General features: G+C 68.7%; 16 protein-coding genes and 1 tRNA gene. 4 read left to right on the forward strand and 13 right to left on the reverse strand.

Annotated features, from left to right (window positions below; genetic code table 11):
• Positions 1-44: 44 nt before the first annotated feature.
• Positions 45-1,268 carry a histidine kinase gene (locus AB0J58_RS07915; protein WP_364211753.1) on the forward strand — a complete coding sequence of 408 codons (1,224 nt, stop codon included), beginning with the start codon at positions 45-47 and terminating at the stop codon, positions 1,266-1,268.
• Positions 1,269-1,340: 72 nt separating this feature from the next.
• On the opposite strand, the gene AB0J58_RS07920 is transcribed toward AB0J58_RS07915, so the two are convergent.
• Positions 1,341-2,711 carry a cystathionine beta-synthase gene (locus tag AB0J58_RS07920; RefSeq protein WP_364211756.1) on the reverse strand — a complete coding sequence of 457 codons (1,371 nt, stop codon included), beginning with the start codon at positions 2,709-2,711 and terminating at the stop codon, positions 1,341-1,343.
• Between the two features lie 132 nt (positions 2,712-2,843).
• On the opposite strand from AB0J58_RS07920, the gene AB0J58_RS07925 reads away from it, so the two are divergent.
• The 3 genes from AB0J58_RS07925 to AB0J58_RS07935 all read left to right on the forward strand — a co-directional run bounded on the left by AB0J58_RS07925 (position 2,844) and on the right by AB0J58_RS07935 (position 6,610).
• On the forward strand, positions 2,844-3,818 hold the full coding sequence (locus AB0J58_RS07925; protein WP_364211759.1) for an SGNH/GDSL hydrolase family protein: 975 nt from the start codon (positions 2,844-2,846) through the stop codon (positions 3,816-3,818).
• 59 nt (positions 3,819-3,877) lie between these two features.
• Entirely contained in the window at positions 3,878-5,221 is a 1,344-nt protein-coding gene (locus tag AB0J58_RS07930) for a PQQ-binding-like beta-propeller repeat protein (protein ID WP_364211762.1), read from the forward strand.
• Between the two features lie 168 nt (positions 5,222-5,389).
• The gene (locus AB0J58_RS07935) at positions 5,390-6,610 is read left to right on the forward strand and encodes an acetyl-CoA C-acetyltransferase (RefSeq protein WP_364211765.1); all 1,221 of its coding nucleotides are present in this window, start codon (positions 5,390-5,392) and stop codon (positions 6,608-6,610) included.
• Between the two features lie 31 nt (positions 6,611-6,641).
• Here AB0J58_RS07935 and AB0J58_RS07940 read toward each other — a convergent pair whose 3' ends face one another.
• The 12 genes from AB0J58_RS07940 to eno form a co-directional block, all read right to left on the reverse strand.
• Positions 6,642-7,052 carry a PPOX class F420-dependent oxidoreductase gene (locus tag AB0J58_RS07940; protein ID WP_364211768.1) on the reverse strand — a complete coding sequence of 137 codons (411 nt, stop codon included), beginning with the start codon at positions 7,050-7,052 and terminating at the stop codon, positions 6,642-6,644.
• A gap of 69 nt (positions 7,053-7,121) precedes the next feature.
• On the reverse strand, positions 7,122-7,349 hold the full coding sequence (locus AB0J58_RS07945; protein ID WP_030910989.1) for a DUF4287 domain-containing protein: 228 nt from the start codon (positions 7,347-7,349) through the stop codon (positions 7,122-7,124).
• Between the two features lie 186 nt (positions 7,350-7,535).
• Positions 7,536-8,321: a Bax inhibitor-1/YccA family protein gene (locus AB0J58_RS07950; protein WP_364211771.1), complete on the reverse strand. Its 786-nt coding sequence runs from the start codon at positions 8,319-8,321 to the stop codon at positions 7,536-7,538.
• A 147-nt stretch (positions 8,322-8,468) separates the two neighbouring features.
• On the reverse strand, positions 8,469-8,852 hold the full coding sequence (locus tag AB0J58_RS07955; protein ID WP_343977824.1) for a helix-turn-helix domain-containing protein: 384 nt from the start codon (positions 8,850-8,852) through the stop codon (positions 8,469-8,471).
• 107 nt (positions 8,853-8,959) lie between these two features.
• A tRNA-Leu gene (locus tag AB0J58_RS07960) sits at positions 8,960-9,032 on the reverse strand.
• Between the two features lie 172 nt (positions 9,033-9,204).
• On the reverse strand, positions 9,205-10,521 hold the full coding sequence (locus AB0J58_RS07965; RefSeq protein WP_343977827.1) for an NAD(P)/FAD-dependent oxidoreductase: 1,317 nt from the start codon (positions 10,519-10,521) through the stop codon (positions 9,205-9,207).
• A 171-nt stretch (positions 10,522-10,692) separates the two neighbouring features.
• Positions 10,693-11,493 (reverse strand): uracil-DNA glycosylase, encoded by an 801-nt coding sequence (locus AB0J58_RS07970; protein ID WP_364211774.1) that lies wholly within the window; start codon positions 11,491-11,493, stop codon positions 10,693-10,695.
• 176 nt (positions 11,494-11,669) lie between these two features.
• Positions 11,670-12,722, reverse strand: coding sequence for a hypothetical protein (locus AB0J58_RS07975; RefSeq protein ID WP_364211776.1), 1,053 nt, complete (start codon positions 12,720-12,722; stop codon positions 11,670-11,672).
• Positions 12,723-12,954: 232 nt separating this feature from the next.
• Positions 12,955-13,914, reverse strand: coding sequence for a Ppx/GppA phosphatase family protein (locus AB0J58_RS07980; protein WP_364211779.1), 960 nt, complete (start codon positions 13,912-13,914; stop codon positions 12,955-12,957).
• On the reverse strand, positions 13,911-14,429 hold the full coding sequence (locus AB0J58_RS07985; protein WP_364211782.1) for a DUF501 domain-containing protein: 519 nt from the start codon (positions 14,427-14,429) through the stop codon (positions 13,911-13,913). The genes AB0J58_RS07980 and AB0J58_RS07985 overlap by 4 nt, the downstream gene beginning before the upstream one ends.
• Positions 14,430-14,469: 40 nt before the next feature.
• On the reverse strand, positions 14,470-14,880 hold the full coding sequence (locus tag AB0J58_RS07990) for a septum formation initiator family protein (RefSeq protein ID WP_364211785.1): 411 nt from the start codon (positions 14,878-14,880) through the stop codon (positions 14,470-14,472).
• Between the two features lie 193 nt (positions 14,881-15,073).
• Complete coding sequence (gene eno / locus AB0J58_RS07995; protein ID WP_343977846.1) at positions 15,074-16,351, reverse strand: phosphopyruvate hydratase; 1,278 nt, start codon at positions 16,349-16,351, stop codon at positions 15,074-15,076.
• Positions 16,352-16,659 lie beyond the last annotated feature (308 nt).

Consider the following 16,659-nt stretch of genomic DNA (forward strand, 5'->3'; position numbering starts at 1 on the left):
CGGCCGATATGCCACCTCCCCCTTCAGGTTTAGGCTCTGGGACCGTGGGGGAAACGAACCGGCTCATCTACTGGGTCAAACGGCTCAGCGAGATCGTGTTGATCGGCTGGCTCCTCCTGCTCCTGCTGCTCGACGTTCTGATCGTGACGAGTTCGCACGGGGAGGCGATGTGGCCGGTTCTGGTGTGCGGCGTGCTGGGCGTCGCGGCGGTGCTGTGGCGCCGCCGCCTGCGGGTCGGCGGGTTCGTCGCCCTGCTGACGGTGTCCTTCCTGTGCAGCCTGGCCGTCGGCATCACCGAGGGTAACGGCGGACCCGGCCTGGCCGAGATCGGAACGCTGCTGGTCCTCACCGTCGGCGGGCTGCGCGCGATCGAGCCGGTGTGGCGGGCCGCGCTGTTCTCGCTGGCGGCGATGGTCGTGCTGGAGGCGTCCTGCGTACGCCTGAACGAGACGACCGCCAGCCTGGTCACCGGCTTCCTGCTCTTCGTGAGCTGGTCGTTAGCCGCCGGCGTCGGCGCCTACCTCCGCTTTCAGCAGGAGCGCCGCAGGGAGGCCGTGGAGTCGGTGCGGCGGGCCGAGCGCCTGGAGTTGGCCAGGGAACTGCACGACCTGGTCGCCCACCACATCACCGGGATCGTGGTGCAGGCGCAGGCCGCCAAGATCGTCGCCGAGCGGAAACCGGAGGCCGTGATCCCCTCCCTGGAGGCGATCGCCGGTGCCGGGGCCGACGCGCTGACCTCGATGCGCCGCCTGGTCGGCGTGCTCCGCGCGCAGGACGAGGCCGCCCGGTCACCGGGCAGCACGCTCATGGACATGCGCACGATGGTCGAGCGTTTCTCCGCCACCGGCCCCCAGGTCGCCTTCGACATCGGCCAGGGCATCACCGACGGCACCTTGGCCCCGGAGGTGATGACCACCCTCCACCGGGTCCTCCAGGAGTCGCTGACCAACGTCCGCCGGCATGCTCCCGGCACCGGCTGGGTCGAGGCGGACCTGAGGCTGACCGACGGCTCCGGCCTGCGCGCCTGGGCCGAGAGCGGGCGCGCGGGGAAGGGCTGGGAGCCGGGGAGCCAAGAGAACGCGGCCGGGGACGCCGTGCGGCTGCGGGTGCGCAACTACGGCTCGGTGTCCGATGCCAGGATCTCCCACCTCGGCGGCGGCTTCGGCCTGGTGGGCATGGCCGAACGCGTCGAGGCGCTCGGCGGCAGGCTCATGGCCGGGCCCACCCGTTCCGGCGCCTGGGAGGTGACGGCCGAGTTCCCCCTCTGACCCGCAGGGACGGCCCGAATGCCGGCCGTGGTCTCCCGGCCGGCATTCGGGTGGTCTCAGTGGTCGGCGAGCTCAGTGGTTGGCGAGGAAGGCCAGCAGGTCCTGGCGGGTGAGCAGCCCGACGGGCTTGCCGTTGTCGAGGACGACCGCGGCGTCGGCCTTCTCCAGCGCATCGACGGCGATGGAGACCGGCTCCCCCGCGCCGATCGTCGGCAGCGGCTGCGACATGTGGGCCGCCAGCGGATCGGTCGGCCGCACCCGGCCGCGGTACAGGGCGTCCAGCAGGTCCCGCTCCAGGATCGAGCCGACCACCTCGGCGGCCATGACCGGCGGCTCCTCCTTCATCACCGGAAGCTGCGACACGCCGTACTCGCGCATGATCGAGATGGCCGTGTCGACCGACTCGTACGGATGGGTGTGCACGAACTCCGGCATACCGGAGTTCTTCCGGGTCAGCACGTCCTTGACCAGGCCCTCGTCGCTGTAGGTGGTCAGGAAGCCGTAGTCGGCCATCCACTCGTCGTTGAAGATCTTCGAAAGGTAGCCGCGGCCACCGTCGGGCAGCAGCACCACGACCACGTCGTCCGGGCCGGCCTGCGAGGCCACCCGCAGCGCCGCCACCGTCGCCATCCCGCAGGAGCCGCCCACCAGGAGCGCCTCCTCGCGGGCCAGGCGGCGGGTCATGCCGAAGGAGTCCTTGTCGGAGACCGCGATGATCTCGTCGCAGATCGTGGTGTCGTAGGTGGTCGGCCAGATGTCCTCGCCGACGCCCTCCACCAGGTACGGCCGCCCGGTGCCGCCGGAGTAGACCGAGCCCTCCGGGTCGGCGCCGATGATCTTAACCCGGCCGCCGGAGACCTCCTTGAGGTAGCGGCCGGTGCCGCTGATCGTGCCACCGGTGCCGACGCCCGCCACGAAGTGGGTGATCCGGCCCTCGGTCTGCTCCCAGATCTCCGGGCCCGTGGAGTGGTAGTGACTCTCCGGGTTGTTCGGGTTGGAGTACTGGTCCGGCTTCCAGGCGTTCGGCGTCTCCTTGGCCAGCCGGTCGGAGACGGAGTAGTAGGAGTCGGGATGATCGGGAGAGACCGCCGTCGGGCAGACCACGACCTCGGCACCGTAGGCGCGCAACACCGCGATCTTGTCCTGGGCCACCTTGTCCGGCACCACGAACAGGCACTTGTAACCCCGCTGCTGCGCCACGATGGCCAGGCCGATTCCGGTGTTGCCCGAGGTGGGCTCCACGATCGTGCCCCCCGGTCGCAACTCGCCCGACTTCTCGGCGGCGTCGATCATCCGCACCGCGATGCGGTCCTTCACCGAACCGCCTGGGTTGAAATACTCCACCTTCGCCAGCACCTGGGCGGAAACACCCTCCGTCACCTTCTGCAGCCGGACGAGAGGGGTGTTGCCCATCAGTTCGACGAGCGAGTCATGTACGCGCACCGGGATATCACCTCGAAATACCAAAGCTCTGTCAGCTTGTTGTGTTGATCGCCGTGATCCCATGGGGGTGGCGGGACCTCGACCATGTTTCAAAGGCAACGCTACCGCCCCGTACGGAGGGAGCAACGTCACGTGATCTGGACACCCGGGACGGCGCGAGCCGCCCGTCGCATCGCCGCGGCGGCCGCGCTGGGAGGGGGAGGCGTCACCGTGCTCGGTGCGGCGACCTACGGGCTGCTGCTGGCCGAGGCGATGGTGGCCCGCCGTGCGGTCGGCCGGCCGCACGGCATGGACGGACCGCCTTCTGACGGCGTGTACGGGGCCTTCGGCGGCGAGCCGATCCGGATGGCCATGCTCGGCGACTCCACCTCCGTCGGCCTGGGCACCACGAACCCCGCGGAGACACCCGCCGTGCTGATCGCCAACGGGCTGGCCGTGATCGCCGAGCGGCCGGTGCGGCTGACCGTGGTGGGCAGGTCGGGGGCGACCTCCGCGGAGCTGGGCGACCAGGTCGACGAGGCGCTCAAGGCCCGGCCCGAGATCGCGGTCGTTTTCATCGGCGCCAACGACGTCACCTCGCAGGCCGTGCCGGCCCAGGCCGTACGGCACCTGCAGAAAGCGGTCCGGAGACTGCGGGAGGCGGGGGCCGAGGTGGTCGTGGGCACCTGTCCCGACCTCGGCACGGTCAGGCCGATCGCGCAGCCGCTGCGCTGGATGACCAGGCGATGGAGCCGCCAGCTGGCCGCCGCGCAGACCGTCGCCGTGGTCGAGGCGGGCGGGCGGACCGTGGCCTTCGCGGACCTGCTGGGGCCGGAGTTCGACATGAACCCGGCGGAGATGTTCGGCCTTGATCGTTATCACCCATCTAGCCAAGGCTATCTCCAGACAGCTTACGCAGTGCTACCTTCCGTATGCAGTGCGTTGGATTTGTGGCCCGAACCTCGCGTCCAGCGCGCTGAGTCGATCTACCTCGCGGCGGCCAAGGCCGCGGAGGAGCCCGGCGCCGAGGTCTCCGCGACCCGTGTCGCCGGCCGAGCGACCGGACCCCAGGGACGATGGGTGACCTTGCTCGGCCGGAGGCCCGGAAAGCGACCCGACCGCGCCTGAACACGGTCACCCTCCGCCGCGAAGCCGTAACGCCTCGCCCGCATTGGAGTGGAATACCCGTGATCCGGCCCCTCGCGAAACCGGCCCTGGTGCTCGCCGGAGCTCTGACCCTGGGCGGCTGCTCCGGCAGTGAAGCGGCCACCCCCGACCATCCCACCTGGCACAACACCGAGGTGAACGTGGTCAGCCGCACCACCGTCGCCGATGGCGTCGCCATGGCGACCTCCATGAAGCCGGACGGCACGCTTGAGGCGGTGGCCGTCGACCTCGCCACCGGCAGGAAACTGTGGTCCCACCCCTCGACCATGGCCGGCCGCCTGCCGGGGATGGGGGTGCCCGCTCCCGCGATCGTCGAGACCGCCACCGGGCAGACCGTCGCGGTGACGGTCGACCCCGCCAGGCGGGGGCGCTGGAAGGCCACACTCGTCGGCCTCGACGCCAGAACCGGAACGCGCAGATGGAGTCGGCCGGTGCACTCCACCTTCGGCCCCCAGCGGTGCGGAACCTTCGTGTGCGTGTCCGAGCACACCGCGCTCGCGAGCGCCCGCGTCGTCGTGCTCGATCCGGTCACCGGCAGGATCGTGTGGAAGCTCCCCGGCATCGCCGAGGTCGAGTGGTCCGACACCTCCCGCGTGGTCTTCCTCCGCCTCGCCCGCCATCCCGTCCTGGAGTCGCACGACCTGAGGACCGGCAAGGTCATCTGGCGGGCCCCCGTCGAGCAGGCCCTCGGCTCCGGGGTCGACCTGTCGGGCGGCTGGTCCTTCGGCGCGACGACGGGAAACCTCGTCGGGTACGTCGCCCCCTACACCAACCCGAAGACGAGCAAGGTCTCCGCCTTCGGCCTGTTCTCCGTCAAGCTCGCCGACGGCACCGTCAACTGGATGCGCCCGTCGGTGGTCCGCGTCTATCCCAGCGGCAGCCCCGGCTTCGCACCGGTGGTCCGCCCGGTCGACCAGGAGGGCCAGTACGGCGGGTTCGCCCGGCTGGAGGCCGACAGCGGCCGGGTGCTCGGCCAGATCTCCGCCGAGCAGGTTCCCGAGTCCGGCTGGTGGCTGGCCTTCCCGACCCGGATGGAGAAGGTCGGTTTCCTGCGACATGACAAGCCGGGCAACGCGTTCGACCTTGCCACCGGCCGCAACGCCGACGTCAAGGACGAGCACGGCTGGTCCTTCTGCGTGACCGATCCCAAACCGCTCGCGCTCAAGGGCCAGAACTCCGGGTTCTACTCGGTGGCCTCGCTGTGCGAGTTCAGGCTGGCCGACGGCAAGCGGGTGTCGGGCCCGGGCGTCCCGCCCGCCTGGTTCACCGGCCGCCAGAACGGCTGGCGGATGTGGCGCGACGAGAAGGGCGGCCTCCACGGGATCAAGGACGGCGACGGCACCTCGCCCGGCATGTACGGCTGACATCCGCGGCCCGCGAGGGGCGGTCGACCCGCGACAGGGCCCCGTCTCCGGACGGGGGCCCTGTGCATCCAGTACAAAGTTCTGTTTCAGTACCGCCCTGGGCGTGGCTTTGGGCATACCGCGCGGTACGCTCCGCTGGAGGAGCAGATACGAACCCAGGAGAGCCACATGCCCGAGGCAGTCATCGTCGCGACCGCGCGCTCGCCCATCGGACGCGCCTTCAAGGGGTCCCTCAAGGAGATCCGCCCCGATGACCTGACAGCACAGATCATCCAGGCCGCGCTCGCCAAGGTCCCCCAACTCGACCCGGCCACGATCGACGACCTCATGCTGGGCTGCGGCCTGCCGGGCGGCGAGCAAGGCTTCAACATCGGCCGCGTGGTCGCCACCCTGCTCGGCCTGGACGGCGTGCCGGGCACCACCGTGACCCGCTACTGCTCGTCCTCCCTGCAGACCACCCGGATGGCACTGCACGCGATCAGGGCGGGCGAGGGCGACGTGTTCGTCTCGGCGGGCGTGGAGTGCGTCTCCCGCTTCGCCAAGGGCAACTCGGACTCGCTGCCCGACACGCAGAACGCGCTGTTCGACGACGCCCGCGCCCGTTCGGCCAGGGCCGCCGAGGGCGGCGGCGAAGTCTGGCACGACCCGCGCGAGGACGGCCTGCTGCCCGACATCTACGTGGCGATGGGCCAGACCGCGGAGAACCTCGCCGGGCTGAAGGGCGTCTCCCGGCAGGAGCAGGACGAGTTCGGCGTCCGGTCCCAGAACCTGGCGGAGAAGGCCATCGCCAACGGCTTCTGGGAGAAGGACATCACCCCGGTGACCCTGCCCGACGGAACCGTGGTGAGCAAGGACGACGGCCCCCGCGCCGGCACCACCTACGAGGCCGTCTCGACCCTCAAGCCGGTCTTCCGGCCCGACGGCACGGTCACCGCGGGCAACTGCTGCGCGCTGAACGACGGCGCCGCCGCGGTGATCGTGATGAGCGACACCAGGGCAGCCGAGCTCGGCATCACCCCGCTCGCCCGGATCGTCTCCACCGGCGTGACCGGCCTGTCCCCCGAGATCATGGGCCTGGGCCCGGTGGAGGCCTCGAAGCAGGCCCTGGCCAGGGCGGGCATGTCCATCGGCGACGTGGACCTCGTCGAGATCAACGAGGCGTTCGCCGCCCAGGTCATCCCGTCCTACCAGGAACTCGGCATCGACCTCGACAGGCTCAACGTCAACGGCGGCGCCATCGCGGTGGGCCATCCCTTCGGGATGACCGGGGCTCGCATCACCTCCACCCTGATCAACAGCCTCGCCTTCCACGACAGGTCGATCGGGCTGGAGACCATGTGCGTCGGCGGCGGCCAGGGCATGGCCATGGTCCTGGAACGCCTCAGCTGAGACCGGGCCGGGACCGGCCCCGACGCCTCGGTCAGCCGTGGACGTCGGGGCTGGCACGGGTGATCGTGATCTTCACGATCACCCGTCGGTCCCGCTCCATGGCGGCCCGGTAGTCGTCCCAGTCGGGGTGCTCACCTGAGATGTCGCGGTAGTAGGAGACCAGGGTCTCCATCGCCTCGGGCAGCGAGATGATCTCCGCGGTGCCGTCGATCTGGATCCATTCGCCGAAGAAGGCGTCGGTGGTCACGCAGAGCGAGAGTCTCGGGTCCCTGCGCAGGTTGCGGACCTTGGCCGCGGTCTCCCGGGTGCTGACGATCGGGTTCCCTTCCGCGTCGAGCCCCACGGTGACCGGGGAGAGCTGCGGACGCCCATCCGCATGCGTGGTCAGCATTACCGCGCGGTGGTTGGCACGGATGAATCCGCGCGCCTTCTCATGATCCATGAACTCATCATGGCGCACATGACAGAGCCCGCACCACCAAGGTGGCGCGGGCTTGGCGAAGACGGTCGACTACAGGTGGCGGGTACGGCGGTGCCGCTCGTGCTCGTGCACTATGGCGGCGGCATAGCCGTGGGACAGCCCGTGCTCGTCCGCGAGCCAGGTGGCGCGCTCATCACAACGAAGGAACGACGGGCCGTTGTCGATTGCTCGGAACCACTCGGGGAGTGCGCGTCCCGTGATATCCGGAACCCTTGCGATCAGCTTGTTCTGCGTCTCCATTGAGTGGTTCAACGACATGGGCACCTCCACGGATAGGCTCCTTTGCTCGACAGTGCATCACGAAAGCGCAGATAGCAAGCCCCGAGACGCTCTCTCTCGTCGCGGTTCGTCTATCCCCCGTTGCCTTCCGTTCACTCACGCATCCGTCCAGAAAAAAAGGAGGCCCCGCCGGATCGGATCCGGCGGGGCCTCCTGGCGTCACGGTCAGTCACTACTCGAGAAGTAGCTCAGCAGGCGCAGGATCTCCAGGTAGATCCAGACCAGGGTGACGGTCAGGCCGAAGGCCATCAGCCACGAGTACTTCTCCGGGGCGCCGGCCCGCACCCCGCGCTCGACCTCGTCGAAGTCCAGCAGCAGGAAGAAGCAGCCGATGAGGATCGCGGCGATGCTGAACACGTAGGCCAGCGGGCCACCGGAGCGGATGCCGATGCCGTCCTCGATGAAGAAGCCGGCGAGCAGGTTGACGAGCATGAGACCCATCAGGCCCAGGCCGGCGGCCACCACGAACTTGGTGAACTTCGGCGTCACCCGGATGATGCGCAACGCGTAGACCGTCAGCATGGCGCCGAACGCCAGAGCCGTGCCGAGCACCGCCTGGAACACGATGCCGCTGTACAGGTTGTTGTAAACGTGGCTGATCACGCCGATGGCGACGCCGTACGCCACCGAGTAGCCGAGGATCAACGCGGGGTTGGTGCTCTGTTTGAACGAGATGATCAGGGCCAGCACCAGGCCGACGATGACGCCGACGATCGCCGCGCCCATGCCGAGGTTGAGCGCCCAGGCGACCGCCGCCGAGACAACGAGCGTGCCGAGCGTGATGAAGCCACGCACGACCACGTCGTCGATCGTCATCGTCCGCTGTGCGGGCGGCGCGTATGACGGCGTGTTGTACATTCCCTGAAGCTGGTCAGGGGTGGGGGTCGGCATGCCCCATCCCTGCTGATGCCCCTTGGCCTGCCGACTGAATACGGGGTTCTTGCTCTCCATCGCTGCCTCCACGCTGCGACCTACGCGATCAGCGTATTAGATCGGTTGTCACACGGCCGTATCGTGCTGATATCCATGTTGTTCAAGTGACCGTACGGCTACCGCCGATGTTGCCAACGAACGGTTGGCGCGTCTGGTTCCCGGACCTCACATCTCCTTCGCCGACCTCTCGTCGAAAAGGCGCTGCGACGCCTCGACCTCGTCGAGGTTGCGGCGCGCCCACTCGCAGAGACCGGTCACGGTGACCGAGAGGTCACGGCCGATCCGGGTGAGCACGTATTCCACCCTGGGCGGCGAGGTCGGATAGACGTTGCGCTCGACGATGCCGTCGCGCTCCAGCGCCCGCAGCGTCCGGGTCAGCATGCGCTGGTTGATCCCCTCGATCCGCGCCTTGAGCCGGGAGAACCGCTGGGCCTCGTACCCCAGGGCCGCGATCACCAGCAGGGACCACTTGTCCCCGATGTGATCGATCACCTGCCGGGCGATCCCATTGGCCCGGAGCATCGGCTCCAGGTTCGCCTCGTTCCCCATGGTTACTATTTTATACCAGGGCCCCATCGAATCCCAAGTAGTAAGAAAAATCGGCCCGCGACCACATTTGCACTGGTCACGGACCGATTGTCGAATGGGCAATGCGGTACCCCCGGAGGGACTCGAACCCTCACTCGAACCCTTTTAAGGGGTTTGCCTCTGCCATTGGGCTACGGGGGCGCCTAATCATACGTAACGGAACACTCATGCGTAACTGCTCAAGCCAACCGTCGCATGACTCACTGCTCCAAATCTACGGACCCGCCCTGGATTCGGGAACCCGGTCAAGAAATAGCACACCGTCGGCAACGACGAATCCGGGGGTGGACACTCCTGTCCACCCCGGAGAGGTTCAGGTCGTCGCCGCGGCGCGGAACTCCGTACGTGGCTCCTCGATCTCTCCGAGAGAGACGGTCTCGCGCTTGAAGAAGAGCGCCAGGGTCCAGTCGGCCGTCACCCGGACCTTTCGGTTGATCGTGGGCACCCGCGACAGATGGTAGGTGCGGTGCATGAACCACGCGGCGAGCCCGCGGAGCTTGATCCCGTAGACGTTGGCGACCCCCTTGTGCAGGCCCAGTCCCGCGACGGAGCCGACGTACCTGTGCCGGTAGTCGACCTGCTCCTTCCCGTGGAGCCTGCGGGTGATGTTGTCCGCGAGGACCTTGGCCTGCCGTACGGCGTGCTGGGCGTTGGGCGCGCAGTACTGGCCCGGGTTGGTCACGTCGGGCACGCCCGCCACGTCTCCGGCCGCGTAGGCGTCCTCGACGCCGACCACGGTCAGCCGGGTGCTCGTCTTGATCCGGCCACGCTCGTCGAGGGGCAGGTCTCCGGCGTTGACGACCGGGCTGGGCTTCACCCCGGCGGTCCACACGATGGTGGCGGATTCGAACTCGTCGCCGTCGGAGAGCTTGACCAGGCCGCCCTCGCAGGAGTCGAGGCGGGTGTTCATCTTGACCTCGATGCCGCGCTCGCGCAGCTGCTCGGCGGTCCACTTGCCCATCTCGGGGCCCACCTCGGGCAGGATGCGGTCGGTGGCCTCCACGAGGACCCAGCGCATGTCCTCGCGGGAGATGTTGCGGTAGTAGCGGGTGGCGTCGACCGCCATGTCCTCCAGCTCCGCGAGCGCCTCGACACCCGCGAAGCCGCCGCCGACCACGACGAACGTCAGCGCCCGCTTGCGCAGGGCCTCGTCGTCGTCGCTCTCGGCCCGGTCGAGGAGTTCGAGCACCCGGTTGCGCAGCGCGATCGCCTCGCCGACGGTCTTGAAACCGATCGCGGCGTCGGCCAGGCCCGGAATGGGGAGCGTACGGGAGATCGAGCCCGCGGCCATGACCACGATGTCGTAGTCGATCTCGTGCGCCGTGCCGACGTTGGGCGCGAAGGTGAGGCTCTTGGCGGCGTGGTTGACCTTGGTCACCTTGCCGTTGAGGATCGTCGCCTTCGAGAGCACGCGCCTGAGCGGGACGACCACGTGTCGGGGCGAGAGGTTTCCGGCGGCCGCCTCGGGCAGGAAGGGCTGGTAGGTCATGTGGGACTCGGGGGTGAGAACAGTGATTCGCACGCTTCCTTCGCGCAGTTCCTTGCGGAGCGTGTGCTGCAGGCGCAGCACGGTGTAAAGGCCGACATAGCCTCCACCGATCACCACGATGTGCTTGGAGTTGCGGTCCACTTCGACGCCTTCCTTAAGTCTCGAGGCTTGTGAAAGCTTTCACAAGCATACGCGCGCGGCCCCGGTCGCGCCAGCCACAAGCCTGGCAACCTATCCGAAATTTCTGCCGATGGTTAGAAACACCTCCTCTTCTCGTGAAAATTCCTGCCGATCTTCTGGTTGTGATTGATTTCACAAGTTGCGGAGCGCGTTCGCCCTGGTGAAGAGCTCGTCGAGCATCGGCGCGGTCACCCGGCCGGTGAAGGTGTTCTGCTGGCTGGGGTGGTAGCAGCCGAGAAGGTGTACGGGGCTTCCCCCGGGGGAGGTGATCTCCACTTCGGCGCCGTGCCCGAAAGGCGGCCTCGGCCGGGGCAGGGCGTACCCGGCGTCCTTCAGCGCGGGCCAGATCGCCTGCCAGGCGAAGCCTCCCAGCGCGACGATCACCCGTACGTCCGCCGAGATCAGGGCGACCTCACGGGCCAGCCAGGGGAAGCAGGTGGCCCGCTCGGCCGGCTCGGGCCTGTTCGCGGGCGGAGCGCACCGGACCGCCGCCACCATCCGCGCGCCGACGAGCCGTTGCCCGTCGCCCGCGTGCAGGCTGGTCTCCTGTACGGCCAGCCCCGTCCGGTACAGCGAGGCGAACAGCCAGTCACCACTGCGGTCGCCGGTGAAGATCCTCCCGGTCCTGTTGCCGCCGTGCGCCGCCGGGGCCAGTCCGACGATCAGGATCTCGGGCCGCTCCGCGCCCCATCCGGCGATGGGCCGGCCCCAGTAGGTCTCCTCGGCGAACGCCCGTCTCTTGACCGTCGCCACCTCCTCGCGCCACTCCACCAGGCGCGGACAGGCCCTGCAGACCGACTGCGCGGCCGTCAGCTCAGCGAGGGTGCCGCTCTTCTCCGCGAGCTCGCGCACCTCGGCGGGGTCGTGGGCGACGGGGGTGTCGGGCTGGGCGGGATCACCGGGCCAGCCGGATCCTGGAGGAACACAGCTCATGAGTTTGATGGTGCCCGATGCGGGAGACCGCGGGGCACATCGGGCCGCTCGCCTTCCGCGGGGCGGTCGGGCTGAAAAGGCGACAGGCGGCGCCCGCTGGGTGCGGACGCCGCCTGTTTCACTCCGGACACGTTCCGGCGTCAACCGCCGGGCGCGCTGTCGCGACTGTCAGGCCGTCAGGCGGGAAGACTCGCGGCGGGGGTAGGAGTGGGGGTCGGAGTGGGAGGGGGCACGCAGGTGACCTTGCCCACCTCGGTGCCACTGGTCGGGCCACCGTAGATCTCGATCGCACGCTTGGCGTAGCCGGACGCCGAGGCGGTCCAGGTGTCGGTCACGCTCTGGCTCTGCGGACCGTGACCGCTGAAGTAGACACTCTGCCAGTCGCCCGCGACACCGTCGCGGATCCAGCGGTACTTCACGGCGCCACGGAGGTGCGAGACGCTGATCGTGCCGGTGAACGTACGGGCCGCCGGGCAGGTGCCGGCGTAGTCGGTCGGAGCGCTGACGTAGGTGGAGACCTTCGGCGACGTGTCCTTGCACCAGATCTTGAAGTAGGCGCGGTTGGACGAGGCCCCGACCGGGCTGAGGATCTCCAGCTCGGCCCAGCCCCTGAAGTCGTCACGGGGCTTGATCACGTGGTAGACCTTGCGCGAGCCGTTGACGTGAACGGCGTCACGGTCGACGACGCGGCCGTTGACGACCCACTGGTAACGCACCCAGCGGGAGTCGGAGGTGGTGATGCGGCCGATCAGGGCAGCCTCACAGTTGCCCTCGTCGACCCACACCTGCGCACCGACGCCGGGCCTGACGACCTCGTGGTCGTCCTCACCGGCGCCGCAGGAGACCGAGAAGCGGCCCTTCGCGGAGGTGGCGGCACGCGGAGCCAGGAGCTGGATGGCCTGCCAGCCCTTGACGTCGCCCTTGAAGGTCGCCTTCTCCTTGACGGTGAAGCTCTTGACGCCCTTGCCGCGGAAGGTGAAGGTCTGGACCTTGCCCTTGGACCCGTCTCCGCGCAACCACCGGTAGGCGACGGTGGTCTTGGCCTTGACGGCCTTCACCTTGATCTTCGAGGAGAAGGTCACCTTGACCGGGCACTCACCCTCGTACTTCGAGGGAGACGCCTTGGGAGTGCCCGCCCACACCGCGGGCTTCGGCTTGGCGGCGGCCGAGACCGCCTGACCCGATCCACTGGCCGCCGCTGCGGGCGTGGCCAGCATGCCTACTGCCATGGTTGCCAGCATGGCCGCGCCGGCTCCTGCTGCGGCTAGCTTTCTTGCTAGTCCGGACTTCATGAGGGGATGCTCCGTTCGTTGGGAAGCAAGATTCGCCCTGGAGACGGTTGCCGCCCCGACAACAAGCTGTGCCGGGCCCACGGCAAAGTCCCACTAAAGCTTCTTTACCTAACCATAAACGGGAAGCTTTCCTCAATACTCCCTAAACGGGTGAATTGTCTAGGTCTTGTTATGACGTGGCTGCGGACCACGCGATGCCATCGAGGATGTCGCGCTCGCTGGCGACCACATCGCCGAAACCGTAACGGGTCACTATCCGGTCGAGGATGAGCGCACCCGCCCCGATCACGTCGACCCTGCCGGGGTGCATGACGGGAATCTCCGCCCGCTGCCCGACGGTCATTCCGAGCAATCTGCCGGCAATGTCATGCACCTGACCTGCGGTAATTCGCGAATGGTGAATTTTCTGCGAGTCATATTCGGATAGTTCGAGCGCTACTCCGGCGACCGTGGTGACCGAACCGGCAAGCCCGACCAGCGTCAACGCCCGTTCCACCGGCACCTCGGCCGCGACCCGGTCGAGCGCGTCGTCGATGTCGGCGGTCATCGCCTCGATCGCCTCCGCCGACGGCGGGTCACCCGCGCCGCGCAGGTGACGCTCGGTCAGCCGGACACACCCGATGTCGACGGAGAACGCGGCCTCCACATGCGTCGAGCCGAGCACGAACTCGGTCGAGCCACCGCCGATGTCGACCACGAGATACGGGGGGCGAGTGCCTTCCGGTGCGGGCAGTCCCGTCTCGGGCGAGAAGCGCACCAGCTCGCGGGTGGCCCCGACGAACGACAGCTCCGCCTCCTCGACGCCCGTGATCACCTCGGGCTCGACGCCGAAGATCTCGCGTACGCCGTCCACGAAGTCCTGCCGGTTGGCGGCGTCCCTCGTCGCGCTGGTGGCGACCACGCGGACCGAGGTGGCCGCGTGCCGGTCGATGAGCTCGGCATAGCCGCGCATGGCGGTGAACGTGCGCTCCAGGGCGTCCGCCGCCAGCCTGCCGGTCTCGTCGACCCCCTGCCCCAGCCGGACGATCTCCATTCGGCGCTCGACGTCGATCAGCCTGTCCCTGCCGACCTCGGCGATGAGCAGGCGGACGGAGTTGGTACCGCAGTCGATCGCGGCGACGCGGATCACTTGCTCTCCTCTACGTCTTCGACGTCCACACACGGCCCGGCGGCCCACCACTCGCCGAGCGCGTCAAGGGCCTCACGGCCGAAGGGGTTGCTCCCCGGCGCCGCGAGCTCGTGCCCGACCAGGGCGTGCAGGCATTTGACCCGGGTGGGCATGCCCCCGGTGCTCTGCATGTCACGGGGCAGCGGCTCCAGGCCGTCCTCGGCGGCCGCCTTGTCACGGCGCGCCAGGTAGTCCTCGTGGGCGGCCCGGTACGCCTCGGCCAGCTCCGGGTCGTCGGTGAGCCTGGCCTGCATCTCCCGCATCATCCCCGAGGTCTCCAGCCTGCCGATGGCCGAGGCGGCCCTGGGGCACGTGAGGTAGAACAGGGTCGGGAAGGGCGATCCGTCGGGCAGTCTCGGCGCGGTCTCGACGACGTCGGGCAGCCCGCACGGGCAGCGGTGCGCCACCCCCCGCAGTCCTCGCGGCGCCCGGCCGAGCTGTCGCTCCACCGCCGCCACGTCGTGGTCATCAACCATTCGTGACACCCCCAAGAAGATGACAACCAGGGTATCGGCGTCACCCGGCGGCCTTGGCCGCCTTCTGCCCGGTGCCGCTGTCGGCGGCCTTGACCGAGTCCCACAGCGTTTCGTACCACGGTGGTCTGGCGACCGCCTTCCGCTCACCGACCGTGTTCCTGCCCGGCGCGGGCGACTCGCCCATGACGACGTAGCACTTCTGGCCGGGGTCGCAGTAGAAGAGCCGCTCCCTGCCCTGCCGTTTGATGAAACCGGGGTCCAGGAGCTGCTTGTGGCGGTCGTCCAGGGCTTTGATCGCGGCGATCTCCCTGGCCTTGTCCTGCTCCAGCTGGGCGATCTGGCGGCGCTGTGCGATGTACTCCCTGATGGGGTAGGCGAGGCTCATGGCGATCGCGCACACCACGATCGCGAGGACCGCGGCCCGTCCCGTCAACTGCGGCCGTGTCGCCATGCGCCCCTCCTCGTCCCCACGTTCTCGCGGCCCCGTCCGTCGTGCCCCGTCCGTCGTGCTCTGTCCACCGTGCCCCGCACAGCGGCTCCGACACCGGCGGTCGCCGATCTTCGCATTTCGGGAACGCCGGACCGCGGCCGGCGTTCCCGAAATGCGGCCCGCGCTCGGAACGGGTGCGAGCCGCCAGAAGAAACTACCGCCGGAACCGCGGGAAGGCCGCCCGACCCGCGTAACGGGCCGCGTCGTCCAGAAGCTCCTCGATGCGGAGCAACTGGTTGTACTTGGCCACCCGGTCGGAGCGGGCCGGGGCACCGGTCTTGATCTGGCCGCAGTTGGTGGCCACGGCGAGGTCGGCGATCGTGGTGTCCTCGGTCTCGCCCGAGCGGTGGCTCATCATGCAGCGGTAACCGCTGCGGTGGGCCAGGTCCACCGCGTCGAGGGTCTCGGTCAGGGTGCCGATCTGGTTGACCTTGACCAGCAGCGCGTTGGCGGTGCCCTCGGCGATGCCGCGGGCCAGGCGCTCGGGGTTGGTCACGAACAGGTCGTCGCCGACCAGCTGGACCTTGTCGCCGAGGGCGCGGGTGATGGCGTTCCAGCCCTCCCAGTCGCTCTCGTCCAGCGGGTCCTCGATGGAGACCAGCGGATAGTTCGCGACCAGGTCCTCGTAGAAGGCGATCAGCTCGGTGGCGGACAGCCCCTTGCCGTCGATGGTGTAGACGCCGCCCGTGTGGAACTCGGAGGCGGCCACGTCGAGGGCCAGCGCGACGTCCTCGCCGGGCACGTACCCGGCCTTCTCGATGGCGACCAGGATCAGGTCGAGCGCGTCACGGTTGGAGGGCAGGTTCGGGGCGAAGCCGCCCTCGTCGCCGAGGCCGGTGGCGTAGCCCTTCTCCTTCAGCACCGCCTTGAGGGCGTGGTAGACCTCGGTGCCCATCCGCACGGCCTCGCGGAACGTCTCCGCCCCGATCGGGGCGATCATGAATTCCTGGATGTCGACGTTGGTGTCGGCGTGCGCGCCGCCGTTCAGGATGTTCATCATCGGCACGGGCAGCAGGTGCGCGTTCGGCCCGCCCAGGTAGCGGAAGAGCGGCAGCTCGGCGCTGTCCGCGGCGGCCTTGGCCACGGCGAGCGAGACACCCAGGATCGCGTTGGCGCCCAGACGTGCCTTGTTGGGCGTGGCGTCCAGGTCGATCATGATCTGGTCGATGCTGCGCTGCTCGGTGGCGTCGAACCCGAGGATCTCGTCGGCGATCTCGTCGGTCACGCCGAGGACCGCCTTCTCCACGCCCTTGCCGCCGTAGCGCTCGTCGCCGTCACGGAGCTCGACGGCCTCGAACTGGCCGGTGGACGCACCACTGGGAACCGCGGCGCGCCCCTGGCTGCCGTCGTCCAGGAGGATGTCGACCTCGACCGTCGGGTTACCCCGGGAGTCAAGGATCTCTCGGGCGGTAACGCCCTCGATGGAAGCCACGAAGCGCTCCTAAAGTCGCAGGACAGTTTGCTTCAGAAGCCTATCGAGATCTATATGCCAGTACGGTGACCGGGACACCGCCGAACAATGTTCGCGCAATCTACGTACGAGCCCCCGAAGGCGCCCCACCGCCAACGTCAGGCCCCGCCCGGCTCTCAGCTCCCGCCGGAGACCGGACTGAGAAGACCATCTCAAGGAGCCCCCTGAGGACACGCCCCGCACTTCTCCCTTTAAAGGACTACCCGTGAGGCCGCGCCGGCGACTGGACTGAGGAGAGGGAGGTCGCGAGGAACGAGCGACCTCCCTCA

It is taken from the genome of Streptosporangium sp. NPDC049644, from assembly GCF_040675205.1.
GTDB lineage: Bacteria > Actinomycetota > Actinomycetes > Streptosporangiales > Streptosporangiaceae > Streptosporangium > Streptosporangium fukuiense.